Source organism: Halomonas sp. PAMB 3232, from assembly GCF_031954225.1.
GTDB lineage: Bacteria > Pseudomonadota > Gammaproteobacteria > Pseudomonadales > Halomonadaceae > Vreelandella.
In genome coordinates, this window is record NZ_CP134865.1 from 1375238 (window position 1) to 1388043 (window position 12806).

The window sequence follows — 12806 nt, forward strand, 5'->3', positions numbered from 1 at the left end:
ATCAGGATAATGCCTCAAACCCAACTTTAATAATTGTTGACGGGAATCCAAGGTGCGAAACAATCAACCTGTGACTCAAAAAGAGTACGTGCTCGGCGACGAGACCGTTTTGATTTCCCGTTCGGATCTGGAGGGAAACGTCACCTACGCCAGTGCCGCGTTCGTCGAGGTCAGCGGCTATTCCCGTGACGAGCTGATGGGCTCGCCCCATAACATGATTCGTCACCCAGACATGCCCGAGGCGGCGTTCAAGGATTTCTGGCACACCATCAAGGCAGGCAACACCTGGCAGGGCCACGTCAAGAACCGGCGCAAGAATGGCGACCACTACTGGGTGAACGCCACGGTCGCCGCGCTTCGCGATGGCGACCGTATCGTTGGCTACACCTCGGTGCGGCGCAAGGCGCAGCCTGAGGCCATCGCGCTGGCGGAAAACGTCTATTCGGAGCTTCGCGAAAAGGGCGCCTCGAGACGCTACCGCGTGAGCGGGGGTGCCATTCAGCGCAAGGGCGTGATGGGCCTGCTTGGCCGCTTTCAGCTTGGAAGCCTTAGAGCGCGACTGACCGGCATGGTGGTCGTGGCGATGGTGCTGCTGGGGCTTGCCGGGGCGCTTGGGGTATACGGGCTGGTCAACGCCGGCGATCGTTTGGCACGGCTCGACGACGGCGGACTTCAGTCGATCGCTAATCTACAAAGCATCGAGCGGCGGGTGAGTGAAACCGTGCAGCAGGTGGAGCCTGCCGTGCGCAACCCCCGAGGAGCGGACATTGCGGCCATCACGGCGAGCGCCCAGCAGCAGCTGGTTGAAATCGACACCCGGTGGAGCGCGTACCTGGCCGCCGAGGACGCCGCGGACACGGTCATACAAGCCTTCGATGGCACGCTGAGACAGTGGAGCGCCGCGCTGAATCAGACGATGGCAGCACTTGGCGCCGGCAGCAATTTTGCCGCTTTTGAGGCGTTCAACGATACCGCCTTGCCGGCTACCGGCACGCTTCGAGAGCTTTCGGATCAGCTCGTCGAGCAGGAACGTGCCGACGCCCAGGCGCTGGTCCAGGAGGCGCACCGCGACCGTGAGCAGATGCTCGTTGCCCAGCTGGTACTGATCGTCGTGGGGCTTTTGGCCCTGGTGGGGCTCAGCATCGTGATTCTACGCTCGATCTTCAAGGGGCTGGAAGGCGCCCGCCACATGACCTTTCAGGTGGCGGCCGGCAACCTGGCCGCGCGCGCCCAAAAGCAGGGAAGCGACGAGCTTGGCAATCTGCTCTACTCGCTGGATACGATGCGCTTTAGCCTGGCGGCGGTGGTAGGCGAGGTCGAAAGCCGCGTTTCTGTAGTGACGCCGGCGGTCGAGCAGATCGCCGAAGAGAACGACGTGCTTTCCCAACGCACCGGCCAGCAGGCGAGTTCGCTGGCGGAGACTGCCTCCAGCATGGTGCAGATGACGGCGACCGTGGCGCAAAACACTGAAAACGCCCGTCAGGCAAGCGACCTTGCCGAGCAAAACGCCACCAGCACCCGCGACACGCGCAAACAGATGGAGCAGCTCGTCGAGCGCATGCAGCGTATCGCCGACAGCGCCGACAAGATGACCGAAATGATCGGCGTGATCGACGGTATTGCCTTCCAGACCAACATTCTCGCGCTCAACGCCTCCGTCGAGGCGGCGCGCGCCGGCGAACACGGTCGCGGCTTCGCGGTGGTGGCAAGCGAGGTGCGAAGTCTTGCCGGACGCTCCGCCGACGCCGCCCAGGAGATTCGCCGTATGATCGACAGCGCCACCGAGGAAGTCGACGGCGGGCGCACCGCGGTGCAGCAGGCGGAAAAATCGATCGAAAACGTCATGCGCCAGGTGAGTCAGGTCAGCGAGCTGATGGCGTCCATCACCAGCGCCTCCGATGAGCAGAGTAGCGGGATCAGCCAGATCAACGGCGCGATCGCCGAAATGGACAGCACGACCCAGCAAAACGCCCACAAGGTGCAGATGATCGCCGACTCCGCTGACAACCTCACCGTCGAAGTATTCGAGCTTGCCAACGTGGTCGATGCGTTCCGTTTGAAGGGCGCGCAGGAGGAGAACATCCAGGCCTCGCTCGAGAAGCTTGCGCGGGTCAACCAGTCGCTGAAAAGATCGAGCCCCGCGCTTCCCGCTTACTAGACGGGCGTGCCCGGTTTGAGCCGGGCAGTAAGGGTGTGTGCCCGGTTCGAGAGATCGCTAGCTGGCGCTTGCTCCTACCAGGTTCGTAACCCTGTGCTTTGGTACATTTTGAAGGCTTGCCGTCCCCTGCAGGAGCCCGCTTCAGCGGGCGAATGGCGCCAACAGGCGCCTTGGGTTAGGCAGGAAGCAAGCGCCTGGGTGCCCGATGCGAGAGGTCGCTAGCTGGCGCTTGCTCCTACCAGGTTCGTAACCCTGTGCTTTGGGACATTTGAAAGCTTGCCGTCCCCTGTAGGAGCCCGCTTCAGCGGGCGAATGGCGCCAACAGGCGCCTTGGGTTAGGCAGGAAGCAAGCGCCTGGGTGCCCGATGCGGAGGTCGCTAGCTGGCGCTTGCTCCTACCAGGTTCGTAACCCTGTGCTTTGGGACATTTTGAAGGCTTGCCGTCCCCTGTAGGAGCCCGCTTCAGCGGGCGAATGGCGCCAACAGGCGCCTTGGGTAAAGCGGGTGCCTAAGGGCGAATGCTCGGTTCGAGAGAGCGCGAACTGTGGCTGCTCCACCCATACTCACGTTCAAAACCCGCCTGCAAAAAATTGTAATGTGGGGTTTAAATCAGCTCTGTGCCATCGAAGCGCTTTTCGTCACGCAGTTTATCGCGGGCGATGTAGAGCGCGGCGATGGCGCGGGCTTCGTGGAAATCCTCGCGCAGCAAAAGCGCGGGCAGCTCTTCGAGGGCGTGCGTTTCCACAATCAGCGGCTCCGGCTCGTCGCCGGGCAGGCGCTTTTCATACAAATCGGTGGCCAGCACCACCTGGATACGGTGGCGCATGTAGTTCGGCGCTAAAGAGAGCTCGACCAGCGGCTCCAACTGGTGTGCCCCGACGCCACACTCTTCCATCAGCTCGCGGTTGGCGGCGGTGAGGATGTCCTCGCCCGGGTCGACCAGCCCCTTGGGCAGCGTCAGCACGTACTCCTCGAAACCGGCGGCGTATTCGCGAATCAGCAGCACGTGATCCGGGTCCGGCATCGCGACGATCATCACGGCAGGGCGGTCGCTGCCGCTCAGGCGCTCGAAGCGGCGCTGTTCACCGTTGGAGAAGCGTAAATCCAGCGCCTCGACGTGAAAGAGCTGGCTTTTTGCGACGCTTTCGCGGCCCAGAATGTGCGGTTTGATGGGATCTTGACGGGACATGAGGCCTCCATGGCTGGACAAAACGCCGTGCGCTACAATAGCACGCTTACCGTTTCGACTCTCTTTTCAACACCGGAGTGGCCATGATTGATTGGCGCGAGATCGACACCGTCCTGCTCGATATGGACGGCACGCTGCTGGACTTGCACTTTGACAGCCACTTCTGGCTCGAGCATCTGCCCAAGCGCTACGGCGAGCTACACAAGCTCGACCAGGCCACTCAAGACACGCTCAAGGCGCGCATCATCGGCGAGCAGGGCACGCTCAACTGGTACAGTCTCGCTTACTGGAGCCGGGAGCTCGATGTCGATGTCGTGGCGCTCAAGCGCGAGATTCAGCATCTGATCGGTTTTCGCAGCGACGCGCTGGATTTTTTGACCTGGCTCAAGAACGCGCACCCCAGGGTCGTGCTGGCCACCAATGCCGACCGGGCCAGTTTAAGCCTGAAACTGCCGCTGACGGGGTTGGAAAAGTACCTCGACGCCATCATCTCATCGGAAGACGTGGGCGCGGCCAAGGAGGAGCAGGCGTTCTGGTTCGCGCTTCAAGAGCGCGAGCCGTTCGACCCGCAGCGGACGCTGTTCATCGACGACAACCCGAGCGTGCTCGAAAGCGCCCGGGAGTTCGGTATCAAGTACCTGATGGGGATCAAACAGCCCGACAGCCAGCGCCCCGAAAAAGCGCTTCAGGAGTTCGTTGCCCTGGACCGATTCGCCCAACTGCTTCCCGATGACTTACCGGCACAGCAAGGAGAGCCTTAATGAGTGATAGCGTTCGCCTGGACAAGTGGCTGTGGGCCGCGCGGTTTTTCAAGACCCGGGCACTGGCCAAAAAAGCCATTGAAGGTGGCAAGGTGCACTATGACGGCGACCGCGTGAAGACCAGCAAGAACGTGGAAGTCGGCGCGGTGATTCGCGTACCCCAGGGGTGGGACATCTACGAGGTCGAGGTGGTGAAGCTTTCGGATCAGCGCCGGGGCGCGCCGGAGGCGCAAACGCTTTACGCCGAAACCGAGCAGAGCCAGGTCAGGCGCGCCAAGGAAACCGAAGCGCGCCGCCTCAATAACGAGGTCATGCAGCACCCCTTGAAGCGTCCGGACAAAAAGCAGCGCCGCGAGATCCAGCGTTTTCAGCGCAACCAGGGCGAGTAGGCTGAGTTCGCGCTTTTCCTCCCGCTCCACCTCCTTATTCTTTAACCCCATTCCCACTCGTTCGATGGCCTTATATGTCTGATCAGATCCAGCGTTTCATGTTCGACCAAACCAACGTGCGCGGCGAAATCGTGACCCTTGCCGATACCTACCACGAAGTGCTGAGCCGCCACGCCTACCCGGACGCGGTCAACGCGCTGCTCGGCGAGCTTCTGGCCGCCGTGGCGCTATTGACCGATACGGTCAAACTCGACGGTACGCTCAGTATCGAAGTGCGCGGCCAGGGCGATCTGTCGCTTTTGATGGCAGAATCCAACCCCGGCGGCGAGCTGCGCGCCATTGCGCGCTTGAACGAAGAGGGCGCGCTGCCCGATGACTCGGCCGGCTTTCGCGATCTGGTCGGCGAAGGCCAGATCGTCATCACGCTGGACCCGAAAGAGGGCAAGCGTTACCAGGGCATCGTGGCGCTGGAGTTCGACACGCTGGCAAAGTGCCTGGAAGCCTACTTCAGCCAGTCCGAGCAGCTGCCCACGAGGCTGTGGCTCGCCGCCGACGGCGAACGCGCGGGCGGGCTTTTGCTTCAGCGTCTGCCGGACGCTTCGCAGAATCAGGATATCGATGCCTGGGAGCGCAGCGTACATTTGGCCGACACGATCAAGCGAGAAGAGCTTCTAGGGCTCGAGCAGCGCGAGGTGCTCTACCGGCTCTATCACGAAGAGACGGTGCGTGTGTTCGACCCCAAGGCTCTGCGCTTTGGCTGCACCTGCTCACGTGAGCGCATGAGCCATGCGCTTTACTCCCTGGGTGAGGCGGAGCTCAAGGATATTCTAAAAGAGCAGGGCTCGATCGAGACCCAGTGCCACTTCTGCCACACGAAATATCACTACACTGCGGCAGAAATCGAGGCGTTGATCGACGATCCCGGAAGCTCGGCGCCGGTCATTCACTGATCGTGTAGTCACTTCATTTTAAGGGCGCCAGTGGAATGAATCGGCACCAGCCCAGTGGGCAAGCGGGGTCTACGACCAAGGACGAACGAGCGTTTGAAAAGTTACTGCAGCGCAGCACGAAAAATGCCCGAATTGTAGTAGTTTAACTACAAAAAAGGCGCGCCAGGCCCCCGTTTGACGGGGGCTTTCTTTTTGCCATAATGCGCCGGTCTTCAGCGCTCGGCCCGCTCGCTGAGCGGCGACGCGACCCCTTTTAGCGCAAGGTCCAGCCCTCGTTGGCTGTGTATCGAGCACTCGCGCCGAGCATTCATACCGAGAATCGGCCCCTGGCCCAGGAACTGACATGACCACGACTCAAGCCGCTCCCAACGCCCACATCAACCTTGGCAGCGCCGAACTGATCGAGCGCGCCGTGGCCCGGGGTGAAGGCCGCCTCTCGGCGGACGGCGCCCTGGTCGTCAACACCGGCGAACGTACCGGTCGCTCGCCCAAGGACCGCTTCATCGTCGATGAGCCGACCACCCGCGATGACATCGACTGGGGCAGCGTCAACCGTCCCTTCGATGCCGACAAGTTCGACGCGCTCTGGGCGCGGGTGGAAGAGTACCTGGGCGGTGACGAGCACTTCGTCGCCGAGCTTCACGTGGGCAGCGACACCACCCACTATCTGCCGGTACGCATCACTACCGAAACCGCCTGGCAGAACCTGTTTGGCCGCACCATGTTCGTTCGCCCCGCCGCCTACAACCCGGCGGGCAAGGAGGCCTGGACGATTCTCAACGCCGCAGGCTTCGAGTGCGACCCGAGCCGCGACGGTACCAACTCCGACGGCACCGTGATCATCAATTTCGCCCAGAAGAAGGTGCTGATCGCCGGCATGCGCTACGCCGGTGAAATGAAAAAGGCGATGTTCTCGGTGCAGAACTTCCTGCTGCCGGCCTCCGACGTGCTGCCGATGCACTGCTCGGCCAACGTGGGCGAGGATGGCGAGACGTGCCTGTTCTTCGGCCTTTCCGGTACCGGCAAGACCACGCTCTCCGCCGACCAGGGCCGCTACCTGATCGGCGACGACGAGCACGCCTGGGGCGACGACATCGTCTTCAACATGGAAGGCGGCTGCTACGCCAAGTGCATCGATCTCTCCGAGAAGAACGAGCCGGTGATCTGGAACGCCATCAAGTTCGGCACCGTGCTCGAAAACGTGGTGCTCGATGACCGCCGCACGCCTGACTATGCCGACGACAGCCTGACCCAGAACTCCCGCGCCGCCTACCCGCTGGAGCACGTCGAGAAGCGCGTACCGGAGAATCTGGCCGGTGAGCCGAGCGCCATCGTGTTTCTGACTTGCGACATGTCCGGGGTGCTGCCGCCGGTGTCGATCCTCTCCAAGGAAGCCGCGGCGTACCACTTCCTCTCCGGCTACACCGCCAAGGTCGGCTCGACCGAGATGGGCTCTTCTGAGGGCCTGGCCGCGACGTTCTCCACCTGCTTCGGCGCGCCGTTCTTCCCGCGCCCGGCACGTGAGTACGCCGATTTGCTGATCAAGCGCGTCGAGAAAAAGGACGCTCAGGTCTATCTGGTCAACACCGGCTGGACCGGCGGTGCCTATGGCGAGGGCGGTTCGCGCTTCTCGATCCCGACCACCCGCGCGATCATCAGCGCGATTCAGTCCGGCGTGCTGCGCGATATCGACACCCGCCACATCGACGGCTTGAACCTCGCCGTGCCTACCGCCGTTCCCGGCGTCGACTCGAGCCTTCTGAACCCGCGCGACACCTGGCAAGATCAGAGTGCCTTCGATCGCCACCAGCAGGAACTCGCCACCAAGTTCGTCGAAAACTTCAAGAAGTTCGAAGGCGTGGACGAGGCGATCATCCAGGCCGGCCCGCAGCTTATCTGATCGATGTGAGGTGGCGGTTTTGAGGTGGAAAAGGGGCAGCGCGCAGGCGCTGCCCCTTTTCGTTGGGCGCTTGAGAAGCCTTGCTCAGCGGCGCGACATTTCATGCCAGCGCCATGGCTTTGTGATACCGTGTCGGCATTTAAAAGCCGGCATGAGTTAGTGGCACGTATGGATGTGAATCAACGGATTATTTCGCGCCTGGCCGACGAGCTCGGCGTGAAAACGCAGCAGGTCAGCGCCACGGTGGCGCTGTTGGACGAAGGCGCGACGGTTCCCTTTATCGCCCGCTACCGCAAGGAAGTCACCGGGGCGCTGGACGACAGCCAGCTTCGAAACCTCGACGAGCGGCTTCGCTACCTGCGCGAGCTCGAGGAGCGCCGAGCCGCGGTGATCAGTGCCATCGATGAGCAGGGTAAGCTCGATGGCCCGCTGAAAGCGCGCATCGACGCCGCTGACACCAAGCAGCGCCTGGAAGACTTGTACCTGCCGTTCAAGAAAAAGCGGCGCACCAAGGCGCAGATCGCCCGCGAAGCCGGGCTCGAGCCGCTGGCAAACGCGCTGCTGGCCGACCCGACCCTCGACCCGGAAAGCGAGGCGCAGGGCTATCTGCGCGCCGCCGAGGGCGACACGCCGGCCATCGAAGACGCCAAGGCCGCACTCGACGGCGCCAAGCAGATTCTCATGGAGCGCTTCGCCGAGGACCCGGAGCTGATCGGCCGGCTGCGTGAGCGGCTCTGGGACGAGGGCGAGCTGAGCGCGCGAATGTTGGACGGCAAGGCCAACGAAGGTGCCAAGTTCTCGGATTACTTCGAACACGACGAAAAACTGGCAAAAGTGCCTTCACACCGGGCGCTGGCGATGTTTCGCGGGCGCAACGAAGGCGTGCTGAGCCTGGCCATTCGCCTGCCGGGTGAGGAGGAGGCGCCGGTGCACCCGGCCCAGGTCGCCATCGCCAGACAGGTCGGCGTTCGTGACGAAGGGCGCGCGGCGGACAAGTGGCTGATGGAAGTAGTCCGCTGGACCTGGCGGGTGAAGCTCTACACGGCGCTGGAGACCGAGCTTCTGGGCCGGCTTCGCGAGCAGGCCGAGCAGACCGCCATCGACGTGTTCGCCGCCAACCTCAAGGACTTGCTATTGGCCGCCCCGGCGGGCCAGAAGGTCACGCTGGCGCTGGATCCGGGCCTGCGCACCGGCTGCAAGGTCGCGGTGGTGGACGCCACGGGCCAGTTCGTCGACCAGGCCACCGTCTATCCTCATGCGCCGCAAAACCGCTGGGATGAGTCACTTTCCGAACTCACTAAACTGATCAAGCGCCATAGCGTCGAGCTGATCGCCGTGGGTAACGGCACCGCCAGCCGCGAAACCGACAAGCTCGCCGGCGAGCTGGTGAAAGCCCTGGCCCCGGAGCAGCGCCTGAGCAAGGTGATGGTGTCTGAAGCGGGCGCGTCGGTCTATTCGGCCTCCGAGTACGCCTCCCGCGAGCTTCCGGATCTCGACGTCACCGTGCGCGGCGCGGTCTCCATCGCCCGGCGCCTGCAGGACCCGCTCGCGGAGCTGGTGAAGATCGAGCCGAAGTCGATCGGCGTGGGCCAGTACCAGCACGACGTGTCTCAGGTTCAGCTTTCCAGAAGCCTGGAGGCCGTGATCGAGGACTGCGTGAACGCGGTCGGGGTGGATCTCAACACCGCCTCCAGCGCGCTTTTATCGCGCGTGGCGGGGCTCTCGGCGGTGATCGCCGAGAACATCGTCGCCCAGCGTAACCAGCACGGGGCGTTCAAGAGCCGCAAGGCGCTTCTGGACGTCAGCCGGCTGGGGCCGAAAACCTTCGAGCAGTGCGCCGGCTTTCTGCGTATTCACGACGCCGAGAACCCGCTGGATGCAAGCGGCGTTCACCCGGAAGCCTACCCGGTGGTCGAGCGCATCGCGCGCGAAAGCGGGCGAGAGGTGAGGGGCCTGATCGGCGATAGCCAGACGCTCAAGAGGCTGAACCCGGCGACGTTCGCCGACGAGCGCTTCGGCGTGCCGACGATCAGCGACATCTTCAAGGAGCTGGACAAGCCCGGCCGCGACCCGCGCCCGGAGTTCAAGGCCGCGGAGTTCCGTGAAGGCGTCGAGAAACTCAGCGACCTGCGCCTTGCCATGGTGCTCGAAGGCACGGTCACCAACGTCACCCACTTCGGCGCGTTCGTGGATATCGGCGTGCACCAGGATGGGCTGGTGCATATCTCGGCGCTGTCGGATAAGTACGTCGAAGACCCCAGAACCGTCGTGAAGGCCGGCGATATCGTCACGGTGAAAGTGATGAGCGTGGATATACCGCGCAAGCGCGTGGGCCTCTCCATGCGGCTAAGCGATGAAATCGAAAGCGAAGGGGGAGCGAGCGAGCCGCGCGATAAAAAAGCTTCGAGGGCGCCAAAAGGCGGGCGCAATCAACGCGATAAGCCCGCCGCTGAGAGCTCGATGGGCGCGCTGGGGGCGGCGCTTTTAAAAGCGAAGCAGGGCAAATAGTCGCGCGCCTTGAATAATTCGCGCATCGCGCCATATTCTTGGTGCTATTGAGGGCTAGCCTGATGGCAATACCCGTAGACTTTACCAGGGCCCGATCCAAGGCCCTTTCGACAAGGAGTGTTCGTTTTGGCTGAGCCACTCACTGTGCCTACCTCGCTGACCGCCCAGATCGAGCGCCTGCTGCCAAGCGCACGTTTGGGGCGGTTGGGGCGGCTGCGGCGTGGACTGGAAAAAGAAGGGCTGCGGGTCGATAAAGCGGGCCATATCGCTCAGACGCCGCACCCGGCCGGGCTTGGCTCGAAGCTGACCCACCCGCACATCACCACCGACTACTCCGAATCGCTTCTGGAGTACATCACGCCGGTTTATACAGAGCCGCGTGAGGCGCTGGCGTTTTTATCCGATCTGCATACCTTTACCTACCAGCATCTGGACGACGAATGGATCTGGCCGGGCAGCATGCCGTCCAGGCTCTCGGGTAACGACAGCGTTCCCATTGCCGATTACGGCACCTCGAACGTCGGCACGATGAAGCATGTCTATCGCAAGGGGCTGGACGTGCGCTACGGGCGTATCATGCAGGCCATTGCCGGCGTGCACTACAACGTGTCGCTGCCCGAGGACATGTGGCACGCGCTGCGCGAGCTCGAGAAAGCGACGAACATTCCGTTCAACGACTACCGCTCGACGCGCTACTTCGGCATGATCCGCCACTTCCGCCGCCATAGCTGGCTGCTCTTGTACCTGTTCGGCGCGTCACCTGCGATCGACAAGAGCTTTTTGCCGGAGGGCAAGGTGCCGGAGAAGCTGGCCCCGCTCGGTGACGATACCTATTTCGCCGAGTACGCCACGACGCTTCGAATGTCGGATCTCGGCTACCAGAACAAGGTGCAGGAGCAGCTCAAGATCTGCTTCAACTCGCTGTCGAACTACGTCAATACGCTGCGCCACGCGATCTCCTCGCCCTGGCCGGACTACGAAAAGCTCGGCGTAAACGTCGACGGCGACTGGCGCCAGCTCAATGCCAATATCCTGCAGATCGAGAACGAGTACTACAGCGATATCCGCCCCAAGCGGGTGGCCAAACACAACGAAACGCCGAGCCAGGCGCTCGAGGCGCGCGGTGTCGAGTACATCGAGGTGCGCTGTCTGGATTTGAACCCCTTCGATGCTCTCGGCGTGACCGAAGACCAGATGCGCTTCGTTGACGTGTTCCTGCTGTGGTGTCTGCTCAGCGACAGCCCCTGGATTTCTGACGAGGAGTGCGATCGCCTTGACGATAACCGTCGGCTGGTGGTCGAGCGCGGCCGTGATCCGGCGCTAACCCTTACGCGCGACGGTGAAGCGATTTCGCTACCCGCTTGGGGCGAGCAGATTTTCGCCGAGATGGGCGAGGTCGCCCGCCTGCTCGACGCGGTGGAGGAGAACGCCCCGCATCAGGCTGCGCTGGATGCGCTGGCACCCCGGCTGCAAAACCCCGAGCTCACGCCGTCGGGCCAGCTTTTGGCGCGCTTGAAGGAGGGCAGCGGCTCTCTCAGTGACACACTGCTGGCACTCGCCAAGGAGCAGAAACAGGCGCTGAATTCGAGCCGCATGCTGCGCTCGCGCGAAGCGCTGCTGGATCAGCTGATCGAAACCTCGCACCAGCAGCAGCGCGATATCGAAGCTGCCGACACCGAGCCGTTTAGCGACTTCATCGATCACTACTTCACCAAAGCCCGTGAAATGCGAAGCTTTTCGTCCATCACCTCCGAGGAACTGGAATGACCCCCACCTTCATTCGGCCTACAGCCTGGGCCGGTGTGGCTTTTTGCGTACTCATGATGACCGTGGCGCTGATGCTGGAGCACGTGGCGGGGCTCGAGCCCTGCCCACTGTGCATTTTTCAGCGGGTGGCGGTGATCGCCGCGGGGCTAGTGCTGCTGCTGGCGGCGCTACACAACCCGAAAGGCGCGGTAGGCAAAAGCGTGTACGGCGTGCTGGGGCTTGCCGCAGTGGGTACCGGGGCGTTCATCGCCGGGCGCCACGTTTGGCTTCAAACGCTTCCGCCCAGTGAAGTGCCTTCCTGCGGGCCGGGGCTCGACTACATGATGGACATTCTGCCAATGCGGGAGGTCGTCTCCATGGTGCTCACCGGCTCCGGCGAGTGTGCCAATATCGACTTCACCTTTTTGGGGCTATCGCTACCTGCCTGGACGCTCATCGGCTTTCTGATCCTCGCCATCGCGCCGCTGCGCATGCTGTGGCTGGCCTATAAGCGTTAAAATGGCTTTTGAGCACCATTTTATTGATGGGTGCTGGGGGATGAAATTACTACGCAGCGTGATTGACTTGCCTTGTAGGAAAGGTGAGTCTCTAGATCTGACTCAATGGCTACGGGCAAGGAGAACGCCATGCTGGAGAATTGCAAGAATGCCCAGGAGCGATGGGGCGGAGTGCACAGCCTGATCGATCGTTGGCTGGAGCAGCGCAGAACCTTTTTGATCAGTTTCATCGAGCTAAAGGAAGCGTGCGACTCGGAACTCGAGGCGGTCAGCAAGCCGCGCATCGACACGTTCAGCGAGCTATTGATGGATTACATCAGTGCCGGTCATTTTGAGATTTACCCGGAGCTTGCCCGCGAAGCCAAGGCTTTCGAGGACGATAGCGCCCTGGAAATTGCCAGCAAGCTGCTGGAGCGTCTGGAAATGTCGACTGCCATGGTGCTGGAATTCGATGAAGACTTCACCACCGTCGAGCACTGCCAGACGAATCTCAACCGGTTACCCGCCTGGCTCGACCGCCTGGCCAAGGGGCTTACAGAGCGTTTTGCACTGGAAGATCAGCTCATTGCGCGCATGCACGCCGCCCACAGCCCGCAAAATGCCTGAGGGCCGTTAACGGCCCGACCCTTCTGTTTACAGGCGCTGCCCCGTAGTGCCTGCTCTCTCTAGTCTTTGTCCAAGCGCATCA

At 62.3% G+C, this 12806-nt stretch carries 10 protein-coding genes; 9 read left to right on the forward strand and 1 reads right to left on the reverse strand.

The genetic code is table 11. The annotated features are described in order from the left end of the window. The first annotated feature begins 52 nt into the window (after window positions 1–52). Entirely contained in the window at window positions 53–2158 is a 2106-nt protein-coding gene (locus tag RN346_RS06280) for a methyl-accepting chemotaxis protein (protein WP_311960551.1), read from the forward strand. Between the two features lie 603 nt (window positions 2159–2761). On the opposite strand, the gene nudE is transcribed toward RN346_RS06280, so the two are convergent. Continuing rightward, window positions 2762–3346, reverse strand: coding sequence for an ADP compounds hydrolase NudE (gene nudE / locus RN346_RS06285; RefSeq protein WP_311962482.1), 585 nt, complete (start codon window positions 3344–3346; stop codon window positions 2762–2764). An 83-nt stretch (window positions 3347–3429) separates the two neighbouring features. On the opposite strand from nudE, the gene yrfG reads away from it, so the two are divergent. From yrfG to rsd, 8 genes are all read left to right on the forward strand, one after another. Next, window positions 3430–4107, forward strand: a complete 678-nt coding sequence (gene yrfG, locus RN346_RS06290) for a GMP/IMP nucleotidase (RefSeq protein ID WP_263584474.1) — start codon at window positions 3430–3432, stop codon at window positions 4105–4107. Next, window positions 4107–4496: a S4 domain-containing protein gene (locus tag RN346_RS06295; protein ID WP_311962483.1), complete on the forward strand. Its 390-nt coding sequence runs from the start codon at window positions 4107–4109 to the stop codon at window positions 4494–4496. Before yrfG ends, RN346_RS06295 begins: the two co-directional genes overlap by 1 nt. 74 nt (window positions 4497–4570) lie before the next feature. Next, entirely contained in the window at window positions 4571–5446 is an 876-nt protein-coding gene (hslO, locus tag RN346_RS06300) for an Hsp33 family molecular chaperone HslO (protein WP_311960554.1), read from the forward strand. A gap of 343 nt (window positions 5447–5789) precedes the next feature. Further along, window positions 5790–7346, forward strand: a complete 1557-nt coding sequence (locus tag RN346_RS06305) for a phosphoenolpyruvate carboxykinase (protein WP_311962484.1) — start codon at window positions 5790–5792, stop codon at window positions 7344–7346. A 168-nt stretch (window positions 7347–7514) separates the two neighbouring features. After that, a complete protein-coding gene (locus RN346_RS06310; protein ID WP_311962486.1) occupies window positions 7515–9854 on the forward strand; it encodes a Tex family protein in 2340 nt (779 codons plus the stop codon). Between the two features lie 126 nt (window positions 9855–9980). Then, window positions 9981–11621, forward strand: coding sequence for a glutamate--cysteine ligase (gene gshA / locus RN346_RS06315; RefSeq protein ID WP_311962487.1), 1641 nt, complete (start codon window positions 9981–9983; stop codon window positions 11619–11621). Continuing rightward, window positions 11618–12118 carry a disulfide bond formation protein B gene (locus RN346_RS06320; protein ID WP_311962488.1) on the forward strand — a complete coding sequence of 167 codons (501 nt, stop codon included), beginning with the start codon at window positions 11618–11620 and terminating at the stop codon, window positions 12116–12118. The genes gshA and RN346_RS06320 overlap by 4 nt, the downstream gene beginning before the upstream one ends. A gap of 129 nt (window positions 12119–12247) precedes the next feature. Next, entirely contained in the window at window positions 12248–12724 is a 477-nt protein-coding gene (gene rsd, locus RN346_RS06325) for a sigma D regulator (RefSeq protein ID WP_311960559.1), read from the forward strand. The last annotated feature ends 82 nt before the right edge of the window (window positions 12725–12806 follow it).